We start from the raw sequence: 18566 nt of genomic DNA, 5'->3' as shown, positions 1-18566 counted from the left end.
AGGGATGTCTGCCCATGACTGCTCTTTCGCCAAGGGGAACCGATGTGGCTCGGGGTACAAAGAGCCGAGTGGAACTAGGTCCATTCTCGGCAGTTGACCACCGCCCTACACTCGATGCATGGGCACGAAGCCGCAGGGCAGCTACGCCAAGGGCGTCGAGCGACGGCGCGATCTCCTGAGGATCGCCGCGGAGGTCTTCGCCGCCGAGGGATTCGAGGGCACCACGCTCAAGCTCGTGGCGGAGCGGGCAGGCATCAAGGAAGCGACGCTGTTCCACTACTTCAGCGGAAAGCAGGACCTGCTGACGGCGGTCCTCGCCGACCGGGACGAGCAGAACAGCACACGGCACGGCGGGTCGCCCGGCTCCCTCGCGGACTTCCCGGGCATCGCGGAGCACAACGAGCGGCACCCGGGCCTGACGGCGCTCTTCGCGGTGGCCTCCGCGACCGCGACACGACCGGACCACGCTGCCCATGACTACTTCCGCAACCGCTACTCCTGGCTCCTCCGGACGGTCGGGCAGGACATCGCCGAGGCCCAGGCCCGGGGCGAGATCCGCACCGACATAGCGCCGGAGGATGCCGCCCGCCTGATCGTCGGGGTCTTCGACGGCATCCAGCTGCAGTGGCTGTACGACCCGGACGTGAGCATGCCGTCCGCCCTTGCCGACATCCTCCGGCTCCTCGCGGTGCAGGCCTGACCCTCCCCGCCTCTCCCCCGCACGAAGCACACACGAAGCACACACGAGGGAGGCCGCCCCACCCTGCGGAGGAACGGCCTCCCTCGGTGCTGCAGGGACTACATCAGTGGTCGGTCGCCTTCTCGGCGCCGACACCGGTGAGCGAGCGTACCTCCATCTCGGCCTGCTTCATCGGATCCTCCTGGGTGCGGGAGAGCACTGTGCCCAGCCAGCCGAGGAAGAACGCGAGCGGGATCGAGACGATGCCCGGGTTGCTGAGCGGGAACACCGAGAAGTCGGCGCCCTGGATCATCGACTTCTCGGTGCCGGAGACGACCGGCGAGAGCGCGATCAGCAGGATGGCCGAGCCGAGGCCGCCGTACATGCTCCAGACGGCGCCCTGGGTGTTGAACTTCCGCCAGAACAGCGAGTAGAGGATGGTCGGCAGGTTGGCGCTGGCCGCCACGGCGAAGGCGAGCGCCACGAGGAACGCGACGTTCTGTCCCTGCGCGCCGATGCCGCCGAGGATCGACAGCAGGCCGATGACGACGACGGTGCGACGCGCGACCTTCACCTCGCCGTCAGGGTCGACCTTCCCCTTGCGGATGACGCTCGCGTAGATGTCATGCGCGAAGGAGGCCGCGGCCGTGATGGTCAGGCCCGCGACGACCGCGAGGATCGTGGCGAACGCGACGGCGGAGATCAGGCCGAGCAGGATGGAGCCGCCGAGTTCGAAGGCCAGCAGCGGTGCAGCCGAGTTGACTCCTCCCGGCGCGGCCAGGATGCGCTCCGATCCGATCAGCGCACTGGCGCCGTAGCCGAGCACGAGGGTGAAGAGGTAGAACGCGCCGATGAGCCAGATGGCCCAGACGACGGAGCGGCGGGCTTCCTTGGCCGTGGGGACGGTGTAGAAGCGCATGAGCACGTGCGGCAGCGCAGCCGTTCCGAGGACGAGGGCGAGCGCCAGCGACAGGAAGTCCAGGCGCGTGATGGCGCTGAGGCCGTACTGCAGGCCCGGGCTCGTGATCGCCTCGTTGCCGGAGGTCTCGATCGCCTTGCCCAGCAGCGTCGAGAGGTTGAAGTTGTGCAGGGCCAGCACCCAGATGGTCATGATGAACGCGCCGGCGATCAGCAGGCAGGCCTTGATGATCTGCACCCACGTGGTGCCCTTCATGCCGCCGATCAGCACGTACATGATCATGAGCACGCCGACCACCGTGATGACCACGGACTGGCCGAGGCGGTCGTTGATGCCGAGCAGGAGCGAGACGAGCCCGCCGGCGCCGGCCATCTGCGCGAGCAGGTAGAAGAAGCAGACCGCCAGCGTGGTGATGGCGGCGGCGATGCGGACCGGACGCTGCTTCAGGCGGAAGGAGAGGACGTCCGCCATCGTGAACTTGCCGGTGTTGCGCAGCAGTTCGGCGACCAGGAGCAGCGCCACGAGCCAGGCGACGAGGAACCCGATCGAGTACAGGAAGCCGTCGTACCCGTTGATGGCGATCGCGCCGACGATCCCGAGGAAGGATGCAGCCGAGAGGTAGTCCCCGGCGATGGCGGTGCCGTTCTGGCCGCCGGTGAACGAGCGGCCGGCCGCGTAGTAGTCGGCCGCCGTCTTGTTGTTCCGGCTGGCGCGGAGCACGATCACGAGGGTGATCGCGACGAACAGGCCGAAGATCGTGATGTTGAGGGCCGGGGAACCGACGGTGGTCACCTCGGCCGTCTGGAGCGGCAGGCGGACGCCCGCACTGGGAATGGAGATCATTTCTTTCCGCCTGCAGGGTCGATGAATGCTTCGGGGGCGGCTTCCTCGAGCTCGTGGCGCAGGTTCGCGGCGATGGGATCGAGGCGCCTGTTGGCGTAGCTGACGTACCACATGGTGATGGCGAAGGTGCTGACGAACTGCAGCAGCCCGAGGATGATGCCGATGTTGACGTTGCCGATCACCGGCGTGGCCATGAAGTCGTGCGCGTAGTCGGCGAGCAGCACGTAGGCGAAGTACCAGAGCAGGAAGAACACTGCCATGGGGAAGACGAAGCTGCGATGGCGCTTCCGCAGCTCCTTGAACTGCTCGGTCTGCTGGACTTCGGTGAAGTCGACGGCAGCACCGGAGCCGGCTACCGGCTCTACTGGGTGCGAACCCATTGTTCCTCCTTTGGTCGGGACGTCACCCCAGCCGCTGGTCGCGGCATCGAACGCCGCGCAGGAAGGCACGTCGGTGTGACTGTCATCACTCTGGGGTACGGCGCCGGCCCCGACCAGCAGCACGCCTCCGCAGGTCGGTGAGTGAGCAGGACGCTGCGCCGAACGGTCGGCGTGAGCGACGAACGGCATGCGCTGGACGCCGTTCCGCGGACGCTACTCTGGAGCCATGTTCAGCGCCGCCGTCGACACCGCCCTGGTGTGCGCCGTCGCCGTCCTCACCCTCGCGGTCGTCGCCTCGCTCGGCTTCCGCCTCTCGCGCTCCTACCGGGACCTCGGGTCCGACGCCGACCGCGCCACCTACGCGACCCTCCATACGGCGGCGCTGGCCTCCGAATACCTGCGGGAGGGCCTGACGCCCTCGGGCGCGTCCAGGGCCAGCCGCCACCTGCGGGGCCTCCTGCGGTGCGATGTCCTCATGATCAGCGACGACGCCGGCGTGCTCGCCTGGGACGGCGGGCGGGGGACGCCGCCGGACGTGATGCCGCTCGTCCGGCAGGTCCTCGAGAGCGGCCGGACCCAGATCTTCCGCCGTCAGCGCCTCGACGCGGCCGGCCTGACGGACCTGGGCGAACTCGTGCTCTCCCCGGTCCGCGTGGACGACCGCGTGGTCGGCACCGTGGGGGCCTTCGCCGGTGACGTCAACGCCGGCCTCGTGCGCGCCACCAACGAGCTCGCCGGCTGGGTGTCCACGCAGGTGGAACTCGCCGAACTCGATTCGTCCCGGCGCCTCCTGGCCGAGGCCGAGCTGCGGGCGCTGCGCGCGCAGATCAGCCCGCACTTCATCTACAACTCCCTCAATGCGATCGCCTCCTTCATCAACACCGATCCCCAGCGGGCACGGGAGCTGGTGGTCGAGTTCGCCGACTTCACGCGGTACTCCTTCCGCCGCCACGGCGACTTCACCACGGTGGCCGAGGAACTGCGCAGCATCGACCGCTACCTCCTGCTCGAGCGTGCGCGGTTCGGCGACAGGCTCAAGGTCAGCCTCGAGATCGGCCCGGAGGTGCTGAGCACGGTCATCCCGTTCCTTAGCCTCCAGCCCCTCGTCGAGAACGCCGTGCGCCACGGCCTGGACTCGAAGGACGGCGTCGGGAACATCACCATCACTGCGCACGACGTCGGGGCCTTCGCGGAGGTGACCATCGAGGACGACGGCGTCGGGATCGAGCCGGACCACCTCCGGTCCGTGCTCGCGGGACATACCGAGGGCGTCCACGTGGGCCTGCGGAACGTCGATTCGCGCTTGCGGCAGGTGTACGGCGACGACCACGGCCTCATCATCGACACGGCCCCCGGCGCGGGGACCCTCATCACCATGCGCGTGCCGAAGTCGCAGCCCGACCACCGGGCGTGAGGCGCGTAACCTAGGGTCCATGGTCAATGTCATCATCGCCGACGATGAGCTCCCCGCCGTCGAGGAACTGGCATTCCTCCTCGGCAAGGACGCCCGCATTGGGACGATCCACCGCGCGTCGAGCGGAGCCGAGGCGCTCAGGGCCCTCGAGCAGCACAGCGTCGACGCCCTGTTCCTCGACATCCACATGCCGTCCCTCTCCGGGCTGGACATCGCCCGGGTCATCTCCCGCTTCAGCCGTCCGCCCGCCGTCGTGTTCGTGACCGCGGACGAGGACCGGGCCCTGGAGGCGTTCGAGCTCCGCGCCGTCGACTACCTCCTGAAGCCCGTGCGCACCGAACGCCTGGCCGAATCCGTCCGCCGGGTCTGCGAACTGATGGAGGGCTCGACGGCGGCGCCCGAGGTCATCACGGTGGACCAGGGCGGGGTGAGCAGGATGATCCGCCGCGACGACGTCCGGTACGTCCAGGCCCAGGGCGATTACGCACGCCTGCACACCGCGGAGGCGAGCTACCTCATCCGCATCCCGCTCAACGACCTCGAGCGGCAGTGGGCCGAGGCCGGGTTCCTCCGCACGCACCGCTCCTACCTCGTCGCCATGGACCAGGTGCGCAAGGTCCGCATGGGTGCCGGCCGTGCGAGCCTGTTCGTCGGGGACGCGGAGCTGCCGGTCAGCCGACGGCACCTGCCCGACGTCCGCGAGAAGCTCGAGGCCACGCGCCTGCGCCCGAGCCACTAACGACCCGTGCATCTCCAACCAGCCGCCGTCGCCCGGCCGCGGGCGCGATGATCCAGGACGACCCCCAGGTCCCGCGCCGGGTCCGCGTCACGGCCCCGAGGACCGCCGCCCGCGCCACCGGTGCGTCCTTTCCGGTGGCCCGGGAGATGGCCGAGCAGTCCGAGGTCGGCCAGCTGTTCGTCGCCTCGCTGATCCGGTCGCAGCTGCGCCTGGCACTCGTGGTGGCCGGCGGCTTCCTCGTCATCCTCATCGGCATCCCCGTGCTGCTCGCGGTGTTCCCGGACATCAACCGGGTGACCATCCTGACCGTGCCCATCCCGTGGCTGCTCCTCGGTCTCGGGATCTATCCCCTTGTGATCGGCTGCGCCGTCCTGTACGTGCGCAGCGCCTCCCGCAACGAGCGGCGCTTCCAGGACTTGGTCGACGATGACTGACGCCCTCGACAGCGGGACCCTCCAGCTGAGCCCGGCCGTGGGCTACACGGCCCTGGCCCTCGTGGCGCTCAGCACGGTGCTCATCGGCATCTACGGCCTGCGGATCTCCCGGACCACCGGTGATTTCTACGTCGCCTCCCGGACGGTCCGCCCGTGGTGGAACGCCTCCGCGATCGGCGGCGAGTACCTGTCCGCGGCGAGCTTCCTCGGCGTCGCCGGCCTGATCCTCATCTCCGGTGTCGACGCCCTCTGGTTCCCCATCGGCTACACCGCCGGCTACCTGATGCTCCTGCTCTTCGTCGCCGCTCCCCTGCGCCGGTCAGGGGCGTACACCATCCCCGATTTCGCCCAGGCGAGGCTGGATTCGCTGCTCGTGCGCCGCGTGACCAGCATGCTCGTCGTCGTCGTCGGCTGGTTGTACATCGTGCCGCAGCTGCACGGAGCGGCCCTGACGGTGAGCATCACCACGGGCCTGCCGTCGTGGGTCGGCCCGATCGCCGTCGTCGTCGTGGTGTGCCTGAGTGTCGTGACCGGAGGCATGCGCTCCATCACCTTCGTGCAGGCCTTCCAGTACTGGCTGAAGCTGACGGCCCTCGCTGTCCCGGTGGCCTTCATCCTCTTCCGGCTCGGGGCGGACGGACGGTCCGTCACGGCCGGCGGCAGCGCGTTCACCACCGATCTCGACACGGCCGCGGATGCGTCCCTCTACGGCACCATCTCGCTCGTGATCGCCCTCCTGTTCGGGACGCTCGGCCTTCCGCACGTCCTCGTCCGGTTCTACACCAATCCGGACGGCGCGTCGGCGCGCAGGACGACGGTGATCGTCCTCGGCCTGCTCTCCGCGTTCTACCTGTTCCCCACGGTGTACGGGATCCTCGGACGCATCCACACGCCCGAACTCGCGGCGGAGGGAGCTGCAGATGCCACCGTCCTCCTGCTGCCCGGGCGGATCTTCGACGGCGCCACGGGTGATGTCCTCTCCGCACTGGTGACGGCGGGCGCCTTCGCGGCGTTCCTCTCGACGACGAGCGGCCTCGTGGTGTCCCTCGCAGGGGTGGTGAGCCAGGAGTTCTTCCACGGCAGCGTGCTGGGATTCCGCCGCGCCGCGCTCCTGTCGGCGCTCATCCCGCTCGTGGTCGCCCTGCTGACCGACAGCCTCGCACTGGCCGGCAGCGTCGGGTCCGTCTTCGCCTTCACGGCCTCCACCATCTGCCCGCTGCTGCTGCTCGGGATCTGGTGGCGCGGGCTGACGGACGCCGGGGCCATCGCGGGCATGCTCACCGGTGGCGTACTGTGCGGCGGGGCGATCACGGCCACGGCGCTGCTCGGACCCGGCGCGGGCGGGACGTGGGTCTGGCTGGGCCAGCCTGCACTGTGGACCGTGCCGACGGCGTTCGTGACGATGGTGCTCGTGTCACGTGCGACGGCGGGACGGCGTCCTGCCTCGGCGTCGCGCGTGCTCGCACGTCTGCACACGCCCGAGGCGCACTGAACCCGAGCTGCACCGGTCCCGATGCGCACGCTGGTTCGAGCCAGAGCGCTCGCGGGACCGGCTGGAGGCTCAGCGCATCAGTCGATACCGGCCATGAGTTCGACGACGCGGTCCAGGAAGACGTCCACCTGGTTCTCCTCGTAGCCGTCGGCTCCCCGAGCTTCCCGGAACACGGCACGGCGCACCACGTCGACGCTCATCGGCATGTCCTGCTCGAGGTAGCGCAGGAGTTCGTCACACAGGCGGTCGACGTCCCCGACGTCGTAGCTCGGGCTGTTCTTCTTCGTCGGGCGGCGGAAGCGTTCCCCCGCCGGGCGGTGGAGCCGCCCACGGAGGACCGCCGCGGTGCGGCCGATCTGCCGGAGCCACGCGTCCTCCCCCTGCGTCGCGATCAGGTGGTCGCGCTCCCGCTGGGCGAAGACGTCCTCGAGCCGGTCCAGTGCGGCATCCACCGCCTGCGGCTCGTAGCCCCCCTTCACGGGGTCGAAGGCCATGGCGCGGACGTCGTTGCTGGTGATGGTGTCCCTGGCCGGGTCCTCCGCGTTGTAGTGCCGGCGGGCCTTCGTGAGGAAGCGGTCGACCTGGCGCGTGTTGTAGCCGAACTCCCGGCGTCCGACGCGCGCGAAGGGAGAGCTGCCCGGGCGAGCCACGTCCATTGTCTTAAGTCCTTTTCGCTGAAACCCTCGTGAGACCGTGCGGGAGCCGCTCGGCTCCAGGATTCCACCGCTGACCTGCGGTTACAGCAACCCCGGTACCAATGTAGCGGACAGCAGGTACGCCATCGGGGAGGCGAGGACGATCGAATCCAGGCGGTCCATCACGCCGCCGTGCCCCGGGAGGATGGTGCCCATGTCCTTGACGCCGAGTTCGCGCTTGATCATCGATTCCGCCAGGTCGCCGGCCGTGGCCGACGCGACGATCGCCACGGCGAGCACCAGCCCGATCCACAGCGGCTGCCCCATGAGGAACACGGCGCAGAGACCGCCGACCACGAGCGCGCCGCCGATCGATCCACCGAAGCCCTCCCACGATTTCTTCGGGCTGATCTTCGGAGCCATGGCGTGCTTGCCGAAGAACGCCCCGATCAGGTAGCCGAACGTGTCATTGGCGACCACGAGCAGCAGCAGTGTCGCGATCACGAGGAACCCGCCCTCGGCGCGCATCAGCAGCATCGCGAAGCTCAGCATGAACGGCACCCACAGCACCGCGAAGGTTCCGGCCATGAGGCTCTTCGCGGCATCCGGCGCGGGATCGAGCGCGCGCCACAGGAAGAGCCCGAGCACGGAGAACACGGCAGCGGCGGCGAGTCCCTCCGCGCCGCCGAGATACGCGGAGAACGGCAGGACCAGCGTGCCGGCCATGGTGGGCACGAGCGGCACGCGGATGCGCCGGAGCTCCAGCGCCCTGCAGGTCTCCCAGACGCCGAAGGCGCCGAACAGCGTGACGATGCCCACGAAGACGATCGGGAAGAAGAAGAGCCCCACCAGGACGGGAATCAGGAGGCCGGCACCGACACCGATGGCGGCCGGCAGATTCCTCCCTGCACGCGACGGCTTGCCCGGTTCCCTGATGGGCCGGCGCCGCCGGAACAGGCCATGGCCGGAGGACCGCCCGAAACGGAGCCGACGTCGTCCTCCGGATACGGGCGCGGTATCGGAAGCCGTGCCGGCGCCGGCGGCGGCCTGCTGCGCCGTCGCCTTCGCCGTTCCGCCGGCGAAGGCGACGGCGCGTGCGTCGTCTGTCCCGGCGTCGGGCCGGGGGTGGTGCCCGGGACCCGCGCCAGGAGGATCGTGGTCTGCCATCAGACCTCGAGCAGCTCGGCTTCCTTGCGCTTCAGCAGCTCGTCGACGAGGTCCACGCGGGACTTCGTCAGCGCATCCAGTTCCTTCTCGGCACGCGAGCCCTCGTCCTCTCCGGAGTCGCCGTCCTTGACCGCCTTGTCGATGCCGTCCTTCGCCTTGCGGCGGATGTTGCGGATCGAGATCTTGGCGTCCTCCGCCTTCGTCTTGACCAGCTTCACGTACTCCTTGCGCCGCTCCTGCGTGAGCTCGGGCAGGACCACGCGGATCACGTTGCCGTCGTTGGACGGGTTGGCGCCGAGGTCGGAGTCGCGGAGGGCCCGCTCGATGTCGTTCAGGACACTGCGGTCGAACGGGGTGATGAGCAGGGTGCGCGCCTCAGGGTTCTGGAAGGACGCCAGTTGCTGCAGCGGGGTGGGAGCACCGTAGTACATCACCACCACCTTGGAGAACAGCGAGGCGTTGGCGCGGCCGGTGCGGACCGTGGCGAAATCGTCCTTGGCAACCTCCACGGCCTTGTCCATCTTGTCGGTGGCTTCCAGCAAGGTCTCTTCGATCACAATGTCTCCTTCGCTCTGCGGTCGGCTGCGCGGCAACCGTTCCAGTGGTCAATCCTAGTTCAAGGGCGTGCGGCATCCCGGCGCAGGCAGTGCGGCGTTGCCCCGCCTGCACCGAACGGCTATGCGGTGACGATGGTGCCGAGCTTCTCGCCGCGGATGGCGCGGGTGACGTTGCCCTCGCCCTCCATGCCGAACACCACCATGGTCAGGTTGTTGTCCTTGCACATGGTCATCGCGGTCTGGTCCATGACGCGGATGTCGCGGCGCAGGGCCTCGTCGTAGGACAGGGTGTCGAGCTTCCGGGCCGTCGGGTCCTTGTGGGGATCGGCCGTGTAGACGCCGTCGACGCCGCTCTTGGCCATGAGCACCTCGTCCGCGTGGACTTCCAGGGCGCGCTGGGCTGCGACGGTATCGGTGGAGAAGTACGGGAGGCCGGCACCGGCGCCGAAGATGACCACGCGGCCCTTCTCGAGGTGGCGGATGGCGCGGCGCGGGATGTACGCCTCGGCGACCTGGCCCATCGTGATGGCGCTCTGCACCCGGGTCTCGACGCCGGCCTGCTCGAGGAAGTCCTGCAGTGCCAGGCAGTTCATCACGGTGCCGAGCATGCCCATGTAGTCGGCGCGTGAGCGATCCATGCCGCTCTGGGAGAGTTCGGCGCCGCGGAAGAAGTTCCCGCCGCCGACGACGATCGCCACCTCGACGTCACCGACGGTCGCGGCGATCTGCTTCGAGACCGAGCGGACCGTCTCGGGATCGACGCCCAGCTTGCCGCCGCCGAACACCTCGCCGGAGAGCTTGAGGAGGACCCGGCGCCGGCCCGTGGTGCCGCCCTTTGGAGTGGTGGAAGTGGTGTCCATGGAATGCCTCCCGGGCATAGAACTGGCCGTTCCTGGTCGGACGGCTGGTGGTGCAGGGGGTTGGGATGTCTCCGGACCCGTTACAGGATACGGCGCGCCTCCCGGGCGCAGGAAAGGGCGGCCACCTCGATGGCGGCCGCCCTTCACCTTCGTGCTGACTGGCCGGGCCTAGGCTCCGACGCGGAACCGCGCGAAGGCCGTTGCCTTGGCGCCGGCGTCGGAGAGGACCGTGGCGACGGACTTCTTCGCGTCCTTCGCGAATGCCTGGTCGACCAGGACACCCTCCTTGAAGAAGCCGGTGAGGCGTCCTTCGACGATCTTCGCGAGTGCCTGCTCGGGCTTGCCCTCGGCGCGTGCGGTCTCATCGGCGATGCGGCGCTCCGACTCGACGAGCTCGGCCGGGACGTCCTCGCGCGTCAGGTACGTGGGCGAGTAGGCGGCGATGTGGACGGCGACGTCGTGAGCGGTCTCGACGGCAGCGTTCCCGGAGCCCTCGACGGCGAAGAGCACGCCGACCTGCGCGGGGAGGTCCTTGGACGTCTTGTGCAGGTAGGCGTCGACGATCTGGCCCTCCACGCGGGCGACGCGGCGGACGTCGACCTTCTCGCCGAGCAGCGCGCCTGCTTCGATGACGTGCTCGGAGACGGGCTTGCCCTCGAGCTCGAATGCCAGGAGGCTCTCGACGTCGGTTGCACCGGACTCGATGGCCGCGGCAAGCACCTTGTTGGAGAACTCGATGAAGGGAGCGGCCTTGGCCACGAAGTCGGTCTCGCAGTTGACCTCGACCATGACGCCGACGTTGCCTTCGACGCGGGCGGCGACGAGGCCCTCCGCGGTCGAGCGGCCTTCGCGCTTGGTCGCGCCCTTGAGGCCCTTGATGCGGATCAGTTCCAGCGCCTTGTCGGCGTCGCCGTTGGCTTCGTCGAGGGCCTTCTTGACGTCCATCATGCCTGCGCCCGTGCGCTCGCGCAGGGCCTTGATGTCAGCGGCAGTGAAATTTGCCATATGAACTCCTAAGTTGAAGTGGATCTACGAAGAGCATCCGCGGACCACGGCCCGCGGCGCAGGCGTCACGCGGTGAACACCTGCGGAACATGCGTAAGGGGCGTGGTTCGACCCACACCCCTTACGCAACGGGAACTACTTGGTGTCGTCTGCTGCGGCTTCGGTGACGGGAGCCACTGCTTCGGGGACTTCCTCGGCGATCGGCGCCTGCAGGCCTGCAGGGGCGTCGTCGGCGGCGGGGGCTGCTGCCTCGGCCTCGGGGGCGGCGGTCCCTGCCTCGGGTGCTGCGGCTTCCTCGGCTGCAGGAGCGTCGGCGTTGCCCTCGAGCAGTTCGCGCTCCCACTCGGCCATGGGCTCGTCCGCAGCTGCGGAGTCGTTGTTGCCGGAGCGGTTGTGGCGGGCGATGAGGCCTTCGGCCACGGCGTCCGCGATCACGCGGGTGAGGAGGTTGACGGCGCGGATCGCGTCGTCGTTGCCCGGGATCGGGAAGTCGACCTCGTCGGGATCGCAGTTGGTGTCGAGGATCGCGACGACGGGGATGTTGAGCTTCTTGGCCTCGTCGATGGCGAGGTGTTCCTTCTTGGTGTCGACAACCCAGACGACCGAGGGCGCCTTGGTCAGGTTGCGGATACCGCCGAGGTTGCTCTGCAGCTTGGTGAGCTCACGCTTGAGGAGCAGGAGTTCCTTCTTGGTGTGGCCCGAGCCGGCGACGTCGTCGAAGTCGATCTCTTCGAGTTCCTTCATGCGCTGGATGCGCTTGGAGACCGTCTGGAAGTTGGTGAGCATTCCACCGAGCCAGCGCTGGTTCACGTAGGGCTGGCCTACGCGGGTCGCCTGGTCGGCGATCGCTTCCTGGGCCTGCTTCTTCGTGCCGACGAAGAGGACGGTTCCGCCGTGGGCGACGGTGGCCTTGACGAATTCGTGCGCGCGGTCGATGTAGCCCAGCGACTGCTGGAGGTCGATGATGTAGATGCCGTTGCGCTCGGTGAAGATGAAGCGCTTCATCTTCGGGTTCCAACGGCGGGTCTGGTGACCGAAGTGGACGCCGCTGTCGAGCAGCTGGCGCATGGTTACTACTGGCATTTTCTGCCTTTCTTTCAGCTTCGGCTCGGGCGCAGGGCGCCGCCTGAAGCTTGTTGACGGTTGTCTCAGTACCGGCCGGGGTGGCCGACACGTCCTGGTACCTGGTCGTCGTCGGAGACGTTCCCGCCCCTTCCGGACTGGTCCGGACCGCAGGGTGGGCACTTCGGCGCTCGTAGGGGCGCAGAATCGCAGGCACGCGTAGTCAGCCCGGTGATCCCGAGCCACGTCGATACCAGGGGCACGAAGAGGTGGAAGCAGCAGACTGCTTCGACAAGTGTACTACAGGGGTCGTGCCGGAACGCGCCGCGCCGGTGCTGCCGCGATGGTCTCCGGCTGTCCACATAGCGCGCCCCGAGGGCCCCGGCGGAGGGCCGGTCGGACAGGATCCCGATCATGGATGCAACCGCCGCCCCCCAGCTCCGCCGTACGCGCCGCCGACCCCGTGTCCCGCACCCCGTGATCGTCCTGGCCATGGTCCTGGCGCTCATGTCGAGCTCGGGATCGGCCGTCGCTTCGCAGGCAGCCCCCGGCACCCCCGGATCTTCGGCGCACCGGCAGCAGGTCCTTCCCGGCGGGGACCTGCCGCTGTCCCCTGCCGCCTTCGTCCCGGAGTGGTCGTGGCCGCTGCTCCCTGCGCCGGCGGTCCTGCGCCCCTTCGAGAAACCTCCGCGGACATGGCAGCGCGGCCACCGCGGCGTGGACCTGTCGGCCGCGACCGGACAGCCGGTGTCCGTGGCGAGCCCGGCGGACGGGGTGGTGTCCTTCGCCGGGACGGTGGTGGATCGCGGAGTGCTGTCGATCGACCACGGCGGCGGGCGGGTCAGCAGCTTCGAACCGGTCACCACCGACCGGGTCGAGGGCGATCGCGTCAGCAGGGGTGACGCCGTCGCCACCCTGCAGGAGCCGGGGGCGGGCGGTCCGGCCGCCCACTGCGGACTCCCCTGCCTGCACTGGGGAGTCCGCGAGCACGGCGAGTACGTGGATCCGCTGTCCTTCGTGACGGACCGGCGGCCCTCCGTCCTCCTGCCACTGACCGGCTGACCGGCGCGCGATGGGAGGAAGGCGGGCCCGGGGCCCCGCACTGCTACACGAAGGCTGCGATCCCCGTGATCGACCTGCCGGCCACGAGCGTGTTGATCTCCTGCGTGCCCTCGTAGGAGTACACGGCCTCCGCGTCGGAGAAGATCTTGGCCATCTCGTAGTCGGTGACGATCCCGTTCCCGCCGAGGATGTTGCGTCCTGCCGCGACGCTCTCCCGCATGCGGGCCGTGGTGAAGGCCTTCGCGAGGGCGGACTGCTCGTCCTTGGCCTTGCCGGCGTCCTCGAGCTGTGACAGGCGCACCATCATGCCCATCGAGCTCATCGCGTTGCCGAGGATCTGGACGAGCTGCTGCTGGACGAGCTGGAAGCTGGCGATCGGCCGGCCGAACTGCTCCCGCTCCACGGCGTAGCGGCGCGCGACGTCGAAGGCGGCGAGCTGCTGTCCCACGGCCTGCCAGCCGACGGCGAGCCGCGTCACCTTGAGCACCTTGTTGGTGTCGCGGAAGCTGTTCGCGCCCTTGAGGTGGAAGTCGTCGGAGATGACGACGTCGTCGAGGACGATGTCGGCGTTCTCCACCGTGCGGAGGGCGATCTTGTTCTCGATCTTGGTGGCGGTGAAGCCCGGCGTCGTCGTGTCCACGAGGAACCCCTTGACCTGGTTGTCCCCGAGGTCGCGCGCGTAGACGACCACCCAGTCGGAGAAGGTCGCGTTGCCGATCCATCGCTTGGCGCCGTTCAGGATCCAGGTGTTGCCGTCGCGGCGCGCCGTCGTGCGGGTTCCTCCCGCGACATCCGATCCTCCGAGGGGCTCGGTGAGGCCGAAGGCCCCGATCTTCTTCATCGCATAGATCTCCGGGAGCCACTCCTCCTGCTGCTCCTTCGAGGCGAGCGCCTCGATGGAGCCGGTGAACAGTCCGTCGTGGACGCCCATGAAGGTGGCGATGGAGGTGTCCGCACGCGTGAACTCGGCGTGGGTGATGCCGGCGAAGAGGTTGGAGTAGCCCTGGCGGTGGACCGGGCTCACCGGATCCAGCTCCGCGATCTTCGGGATGAGCTCCATGGGGAACGCGCCCTGGTTCCACCAGTCGACGGCGTTCGGGCGGACCTCCCGGGTGAGCCAGGCACGGATCTCCGCCAGTCGGGCGCGCTCCTTGTCGGAGAGGAGCTCCTCGAAGGCGTAGAAGTCCCCATCGGCGTACGGGAGGTTGTTTACATCGATCGACGTCCTGCTCATCGCTTTTCCCTCACTCTGGTCATCGGCGACCAGCACCCCACTCGACCACGCTGACAGCGTGGCGGGCGCGTGTCGCGCTCATGGCCTTATGTTACCCGCCGGTAACTTAGCGCGCCAGTGAACGCGGCGGGGGCGGCCGGGCGCCGGGTGGCAGGGGACGAACCGGCCCTGGACGACGAATGCGCCACCCGCCGGAGCGGATGACGCATCATGCAGGTCGAGGACCCGGCGGGTAGGGCTGCTGGGGCTTGAACCCAGGACAAACGGATTATGAGTCCGCTGCTCTAACCAGCTGAGCTACAGCCCCCCAGGGGCGGTCACCCCTGTTCGCGCACCGGAGGGATCCGGGCGCAGGTCTCATTGTAAGCGGACGGCGGAGCCGGACCCGTTGCCGGCGGAAGCGGCAGCGGACCGAGCCTCGGCGGACAGCGTGCCGTAGTACAGGCCCTCGAACGTCGCCAGGGTCTCGTTGATGTCGTGCCTGCCCACCATCTCGCGGCTGGCCGCACCCATCTTCTGCTGGTCCTCCAGCGGCAGCTCGAGGATCTCGGTGATGCGCCTTCCCAGCTCGTCGGAGTTCCCGGGCGTGAACAGGTAGCCGTTCTCGCCGTCGGACACCAGGTGCGGAAGCGCCATGGCGTTGGCGAGCAGCACCGGGGTCGAGGCGGACATCGCCTCGAGGGTGACCAGGGACTGCAGCTCGGCGGTGCCGGGCTGGCAGAACAGTGCGGCGCGGATGTAGCTCCTGCGCAGCTCGTCGTCGTCGATCAGGCCCCGGAAGCTGACGCGGTCGCTGATGCCCAGCCGGGCGGCCCGGGCCTGCAGCGCGGGCTTCACCTCGCCGCCGCCGACGATCTCGAGGTGGACGCGCAGGTGGTCGGGGGTCTTGGCCACGGCATCGATCAGCACATCGACGTGCTTCTCCTCGGCCAGTCGGCCGACGAAGAGGACGGTCGGATGCTCGTGGGGCTCGATCACCTCGCCCGGCTGCACCTCGTAGGCGGCGGAGTCGATCCCGTTGGAGACGGGCAGCACCTCGCGCAGGAACGCGTGGTCCTGCATGGCCTTGGCGGCGAGCGGAGTGGGCGTGGTGACCGCGGCGGCCTTGCTCATCACCTTGCCCATATCCTTCCAGGAGTTCCTGGCAACGATCTTCTTGAGCCACTCCGGGAACGGCAGGAACGGATTGAGGTTCTCGGGCATGAAGTGGTTCGTGGCCACCACCCGGATGCCGCGCCTGACGGCTTCGTACAGCGTGTACTCCCCCACCATGTAGTGGCACTGGATGTGCACGACGTCGGGCTGGACCTGGTCGAAGAGCAGGCTGATGTCGCGCTTGATCTCCCAGGGATAGCAGATGCGCCAGTACTCGTGGGTCGGCACGCTGTGCGAGCGGAGGCGGTGGACCGTCCAGTCCCCGCCCGGCTCGGTGAAGCTCCTGCCATTGGTCGCGCGCGGAGCGAGGACGTGCACTGCGTGCCCTCGCCCAGCCATGCCCTTCGCCAACCGGTACCCGAACTGGGCGGCGCCGTTCACGTTGGGCGGGTAGGTGTCCGCGGCGATCAGGATGGTTAGGGGCTTGAAGGAAGCCGGGTAACTCACGCGTGGATCCCCTAGTCGGTGTGCTGGACGGAACTGGCCGGTCGTGTCAGCGCTGCCTCTTCACCACATCGGGGTGGTGGCGGGAGAGGGCGACGACACCCACAATAGCAACGAGGGCCGCCGCACCCATGCCCAGGGCGGTCACGGTGCGCACGTCCGGCTGGAGTTCGTCGAGGATGGTGATGCCGACGGCGATCCCGATGATGGGATCAATGACCGTGAGTCCGGCGATGACGAGATCGGGCGGTCCGGTGGCATAGGCACTCTGTACGAACCACGATCCGAGCGCTGCCGCCGCGGCGAGGGCCACCAGGGTGAGGACGGGGACGTTGAGCAGGAAGCGGCCGTTGGGGTCCAGCAGATGGCCCGCGACGATCTTGGTCAGGACCGCGACGAACCCGAAGAGGACACCGGCGCCGAGGATGTAGGCGAAGGCGTTGAGGCGGTGCCGGCCGACCACCGCGAGCGAGCCGAAGAGCACGACGGCGGCACCGAGCAGGAGCACCACCGACAGTTCCTGGGCGGGTGCGATCGCATGGTTCTCGCGGGTGACGTTCACCGCGAGCACCACGAAGAGGGCGCTGCCCGCGACGCACGCCGTGATGGCTGCGACGGTGGGCCGGTTGATCCGGATGCCCTGGTCGCGGGAGTTGACGATCGTGGTGATCACCAAGGCGATCGCTCCGATGGGCTGGACGACCGTCAGGCTCGCCAGGGCCAGGGCGACGACGTTCAGGGCTGTTCCGGCCCCGAGCAGCACGAGGCCGAACAGCCAGCGCGGGTTGGCCAGGAGTCGCGTGAACCCGGCCGAGCTGAGGGACAGCCCGCCCGTGTTCGCCCGGACGGCGCTGCCCTGCCGCTGCGCTCCGAACGCGAGGAACACCGCGCCCAGCAGCGCCAGTGCGATGGCTAGGGCGGGCACGACTGCTGCTCGGCCCGCTCCAGCCGGTACTTGCGGTGAGCTGCCCTGAAGTACGCGTACGCCGCCACGAGGTGCAGCACGCAGCCTGCGGCGAGCAGCCCCTGCGCGACGACGAGGATCCACTCCTGCCCGAAGCCCTCGACACGGTGCAGCAGGAGCAGTGGTGCTCCGACGAGCAGTAGTGCGGTGCGGATCTTCCCGACCAGTATCACGCGGAGGTGCAGCGGTCCGCGGAAGAGGATCACGGCGTTGATGATCAGGATGATGTCGGGGATGACGATGGCCCAGACGAGCCATGCCGGGGCGATGCCGTCCACGACGAAGGTCACGGCGATCACGATCAGGGCGGTGCGGTCCGCCACCGGGTCGAGCCACTTCCCGACCGCCGACACCTGGTTCAGGCGCCGTGCGACGTAGCCGTCGATCCAGTCGGTGGAGCCCATCACCACGAGGGTGAGGACTGCGGGCCCGTAACGCTCCTGGGTGATGAACCACACGAAGAGGGGGACGCCCAGGAATCGGACGATCGTGATGAGGTTCGGCAGGGTCCACGCCGTCGCGAGCTCCGGACCCTCGCTGCCGGGCCGCCCTCCAGCCCCGATCAATCTCATCACCCGTGCCTCCCCACCCCATTATGCACAGCGAGCGGCCGCTCAGCCGTGAGGTCCGCAGCGGGCTGCGGTCGGGTCACGGGCGAACGGCCGCCCTGGGCCTGGTGGTCCTGCCCGGTTCTACCTGGTCAGGAGCCGGCGCAGCATCACGATCATCGCGGCCACGGAGGCGGCGAGCACGCTCAGCGGCTTCCAGCGGTCGGCGAGTGTCGTGTTGTGCGGCACGTCCCGCCGCACCGCGACGGCGGCGACGTCGCCCTTCGTGCCGCCGGCCTTCGAACCCGCCTCCGGTGAGCGGTGCCTGGCCTTGCCGAGGCGCGACGTGATGTCCGCTCGGGCACCGAGCGAATCGCGGGCGTCGGCGATGTGCGTGCGGCGCTCGCCCGAGCGGCCACGCAGTTCCTCGTACGACGGCGTGGGCTCCTTGGGCTTGGCGTCCCTCGCGTCGTCGTCCTTGCGCTTCTTGTCGTCCTTGTCGTCCTTGGGCTTCTTGACGTCGAGCGTGGCCGGATCGAAGCTGCGACCCTCCTTCAGGACGCCGAGGTCGTAGCGGATGCCGCGGATGGCGTCCTCCGGCACGAGCGGGAGTTGCTTCTTGAGCCGCGAGACGCCGATGAGGGCGAGGATGCCGCCGATCACGAGGAAGAGCAGTGCGACCAGCAGCGCTGCCAGCCAGGCCGGCATCACCTCGGCGAGGCCCAGGATGGCCGCGACGACCAGGGCGACGGCGAAGAACAGCACGAAGACGAGCGCGACGACGAGGAAGGCCGCCGCGATGCCGGCCTTGATCCCCTTCTGCTTCATCTGCTCGACGGCGATCGAGAACTCGTCGCTGACCTGGCGCGGCGTGAGCCGCGCAAGGAGTTTGATGAGTCCGAACAGTGAGAGCGAGCCTGTGGACCGCTTGCCGCGCGTACTAGCCGAGCTGTTCATAGGCCCTGCCTCCATT

At 68.8% G+C, this 18566-nt stretch carries 19 protein-coding genes and 1 tRNA gene; 6 read left to right on the top strand and 14 right to left on the bottom strand.

The annotated features are described in order from the left end of the window. Positions 1-118: 118 nt before the first annotated feature. Entirely contained in the window at positions 119-700 is a 582-nt protein-coding gene (locus tag ACIQCY_RS07100; protein ID WP_400483195.1) for a TetR family transcriptional regulator, read from the top strand. A gap of 103 nt (positions 701-803) precedes the next feature. Here ACIQCY_RS07100 and ACIQCY_RS07095 read toward each other — a convergent pair whose 3' ends face one another. Both ACIQCY_RS07095 and ACIQCY_RS07090 read right to left on the bottom strand, forming a co-directional pair. Next, complete coding sequence (locus tag ACIQCY_RS07095) at positions 804-2441, bottom strand: cation acetate symporter (RefSeq protein WP_400483194.1); 1638 nt, start codon at positions 2439-2441, stop codon at positions 804-806. After that, positions 2438-2821 (bottom strand): DUF485 domain-containing protein, encoded by a 384-nt coding sequence (locus ACIQCY_RS07090; protein WP_400483193.1) that lies wholly within the window; start codon positions 2819-2821, stop codon positions 2438-2440. Before ACIQCY_RS07090 ends, ACIQCY_RS07095 begins: the two co-directional genes overlap by 4 nt. Positions 2822-3047: 226 nt before the next feature. Here ACIQCY_RS07090 and ACIQCY_RS07085 point away from each other — a divergent pair, with 226 nt between their 5' ends. From ACIQCY_RS07085 to ACIQCY_RS07070, 4 genes are read left to right on the top strand one after another with little or no spacing between them, the layout of a single operon-like run. Continuing rightward, the gene (locus ACIQCY_RS07085) at positions 3048-4235 is read left to right on the top strand and encodes a histidine kinase (RefSeq protein WP_400483192.1); all 1188 of its coding nucleotides are present in this window, start codon (positions 3048-3050) and stop codon (positions 4233-4235) included. Positions 4236-4254: 19 nt separating this feature from the next. After that, positions 4255-4974, top strand: a complete 720-nt coding sequence (locus ACIQCY_RS07080; protein WP_400483191.1) for a LytR/AlgR family response regulator transcription factor — start codon at positions 4255-4257, stop codon at positions 4972-4974. Between the two features lie 47 nt (positions 4975-5021). Beyond that, positions 5022-5408, top strand: coding sequence for a hypothetical protein (locus ACIQCY_RS07075; protein WP_400483190.1), 387 nt, complete (start codon positions 5022-5024; stop codon positions 5406-5408). A 25-nt stretch (positions 5409-5433) separates the two neighbouring features. After that, positions 5434-6900 carry a cation acetate symporter gene (locus ACIQCY_RS07070; protein ID WP_400483304.1) on the top strand — a complete coding sequence of 489 codons (1467 nt, stop codon included), beginning with the start codon at positions 5434-5436 and terminating at the stop codon, positions 6898-6900. Positions 6901-6977: 77 nt separating this feature from the next. Here the strand turns inward: ACIQCY_RS07070 and ACIQCY_RS07065 are convergent, their stop codons facing one another. The 6 genes from ACIQCY_RS07065 to rpsB all read right to left on the bottom strand — a co-directional run bounded on the left by ACIQCY_RS07065 (position 6978) and on the right by rpsB (position 12207). Next, on the bottom strand, positions 6978-7556 hold the full coding sequence (locus ACIQCY_RS07065) for a DivIVA domain-containing protein (RefSeq protein ID WP_400483189.1): 579 nt from the start codon (positions 7554-7556) through the stop codon (positions 6978-6980). 81 nt (positions 7557-7637) lie between these two features. Next, entirely contained in the window at positions 7638-8702 is a 1065-nt protein-coding gene (locus ACIQCY_RS07060) for a phosphatidate cytidylyltransferase (RefSeq protein ID WP_400483188.1), read from the bottom strand. Then, positions 8702-9259: a ribosome recycling factor gene (gene frr, locus ACIQCY_RS07055; RefSeq protein WP_400483187.1), complete on the bottom strand. Its 558-nt coding sequence runs from the start codon at positions 9257-9259 to the stop codon at positions 8702-8704. Before frr ends, ACIQCY_RS07060 begins: the two co-directional genes overlap by 1 nt. A gap of 119 nt (positions 9260-9378) precedes the next feature. Beyond that, the gene (pyrH, locus tag ACIQCY_RS07050) at positions 9379-10119 is read right to left on the bottom strand and encodes a UMP kinase (protein ID WP_400483186.1); all 741 of its coding nucleotides are present in this window, start codon (positions 10117-10119) and stop codon (positions 9379-9381) included. Between the two features lie 168 nt (positions 10120-10287). Beyond that, positions 10288-11124 carry a translation elongation factor Ts gene (gene tsf, locus ACIQCY_RS07045; RefSeq protein WP_400483185.1) on the bottom strand — a complete coding sequence of 279 codons (837 nt, stop codon included), beginning with the start codon at positions 11122-11124 and terminating at the stop codon, positions 10288-10290. Positions 11125-11259: 135 nt separating this feature from the next. Next, entirely contained in the window at positions 11260-12207 is a 948-nt protein-coding gene (gene rpsB / locus ACIQCY_RS07040; RefSeq protein ID WP_400483184.1) for a 30S ribosomal protein S2, read from the bottom strand. Between the two features lie 393 nt (positions 12208-12600). Between rpsB and ACIQCY_RS07035 the strand changes: the two genes are divergently transcribed. Next, positions 12601-13248 carry a M23 family metallopeptidase gene (locus ACIQCY_RS07035; RefSeq protein WP_400483183.1) on the top strand — a complete coding sequence of 216 codons (648 nt, stop codon included), beginning with the start codon at positions 12601-12603 and terminating at the stop codon, positions 13246-13248. 43 nt (positions 13249-13291) lie between these two features. Here ACIQCY_RS07035 and ACIQCY_RS07030 read toward each other — a convergent pair whose 3' ends face one another. The 6 genes from ACIQCY_RS07030 to ACIQCY_RS07005 all read right to left on the bottom strand — a co-directional run bounded on the left by ACIQCY_RS07030 (position 13292) and on the right by ACIQCY_RS07005 (position 18550). Continuing rightward, complete coding sequence (locus ACIQCY_RS07030; RefSeq protein ID WP_400483182.1) at positions 13292-14482, bottom strand: acyl-CoA dehydrogenase family protein; 1191 nt, start codon at positions 14480-14482, stop codon at positions 13292-13294. Between the two features lie 233 nt (positions 14483-14715). Continuing rightward, a tRNA-Ile gene (locus ACIQCY_RS07025) sits at positions 14716-14789 on the bottom strand. 50 nt (positions 14790-14839) lie between these two features. Continuing rightward, positions 14840-16084 (bottom strand): glycosyltransferase, encoded by a 1245-nt coding sequence (locus ACIQCY_RS07020; protein WP_400483181.1) that lies wholly within the window; start codon positions 16082-16084, stop codon positions 14840-14842. A 46-nt stretch (positions 16085-16130) separates the two neighbouring features. Further along, positions 16131-17006 (bottom strand): DMT family transporter, encoded by an 876-nt coding sequence (locus tag ACIQCY_RS07015; protein WP_400483180.1) that lies wholly within the window; start codon positions 17004-17006, stop codon positions 16131-16133. Further along, complete coding sequence (locus ACIQCY_RS07010; protein ID WP_400483179.1) at positions 16994-17617, bottom strand: CDP-alcohol phosphatidyltransferase family protein; 624 nt, start codon at positions 17615-17617, stop codon at positions 16994-16996. Before ACIQCY_RS07010 ends, ACIQCY_RS07015 begins: the two co-directional genes overlap by 13 nt. A gap of 120 nt (positions 17618-17737) precedes the next feature. Next, on the bottom strand, positions 17738-18550 hold the full coding sequence (locus ACIQCY_RS07005) for a phage holin family protein (protein ID WP_400483178.1): 813 nt from the start codon (positions 18548-18550) through the stop codon (positions 17738-17740). Positions 18551-18566: the final 16 nt, after the last annotated feature.

The sequence above is a fragment of the Arthrobacter sp. NPDC092385 genome, from assembly GCF_044755105.1.
Lineage (GTDB): Bacteria > Actinomycetota > Actinomycetes > Actinomycetales > Micrococcaceae > Arthrobacter_D.
Note: the sequence above shows the minus strand (reverse complement) of the source record. Positions and strands in the feature narration are given on the sequence as shown.

Coding starts and splice junctions, on each gene's coding strand:
- ACIQCY_RS07030 (WP_400483182.1), bottom strand. CDS start 14,482: ATGAGCAGGACGTCGATCGATGTAAACAACCTCCCGTACGCCGATGGG.
- ACIQCY_RS07010 (WP_400483179.1), bottom strand. CDS start 17,617: ATGAGATTGATCGGGGCTGGAGGGCGGCCCGGCAGCGAGGGTCCGGAG.
- ACIQCY_RS07035 (WP_400483183.1), top strand. CDS start 12,601: ATGGATGCAACCGCCGCCCCCCAGCTCCGCCGTACGCGCCGCCGACCC.
- ACIQCY_RS07090 (WP_400483193.1), bottom strand. CDS start 2,821: ATGGGTTCGCACCCAGTAGAGCCGGTAGCCGGCTCCGGTGCTGCCGTC.
- tsf (WP_400483185.1), bottom strand. CDS start 11,124: ATGGCAAATTTCACTGCCGCTGACATCAAGGCCCTGCGCGAGCGCACG.
- ACIQCY_RS07005 (WP_400483178.1), bottom strand. CDS start 18,550: ATGAACAGCTCGGCTAGTACGCGCGGCAAGCGGTCCACAGGCTCGCTC.
- ACIQCY_RS07100 (WP_400483195.1), top strand. CDS start 119: ATGGGCACGAAGCCGCAGGGCAGCTACGCCAAGGGCGTCGAGCGACGG.
- ACIQCY_RS07095 (WP_400483194.1), bottom strand. CDS start 2,441: ATGATCTCCATTCCCAGTGCGGGCGTCCGCCTGCCGCTCCAGACGGCC.
- ACIQCY_RS07075 (WP_400483190.1), top strand. CDS start 5,022: ATGATCCAGGACGACCCCCAGGTCCCGCGCCGGGTCCGCGTCACGGCC.
- rpsB (WP_400483184.1), bottom strand. CDS start 12,207: ATGCCAGTAGTAACCATGCGCCAGCTGCTCGACAGCGGCGTCCACTTC.
- ACIQCY_RS07085 (WP_400483192.1), top strand. CDS start 3,048: ATGTTCAGCGCCGCCGTCGACACCGCCCTGGTGTGCGCCGTCGCCGTC.
- pyrH (WP_400483186.1), bottom strand. CDS start 10,119: ATGGACACCACTTCCACCACTCCAAAGGGCGGCACCACGGGCCGGCGC.
- ACIQCY_RS07060 (WP_400483188.1), bottom strand. CDS start 8,702: ATGGCAGACCACGATCCTCCTGGCGCGGGTCCCGGGCACCACCCCCGG.
- ACIQCY_RS07080 (WP_400483191.1), top strand. CDS start 4,255: ATGGTCAATGTCATCATCGCCGACGATGAGCTCCCCGCCGTCGAGGAA.
- ACIQCY_RS07065 (WP_400483189.1), bottom strand. CDS start 7,556: ATGGACGTGGCTCGCCCGGGCAGCTCTCCCTTCGCGCGCGTCGGACGC.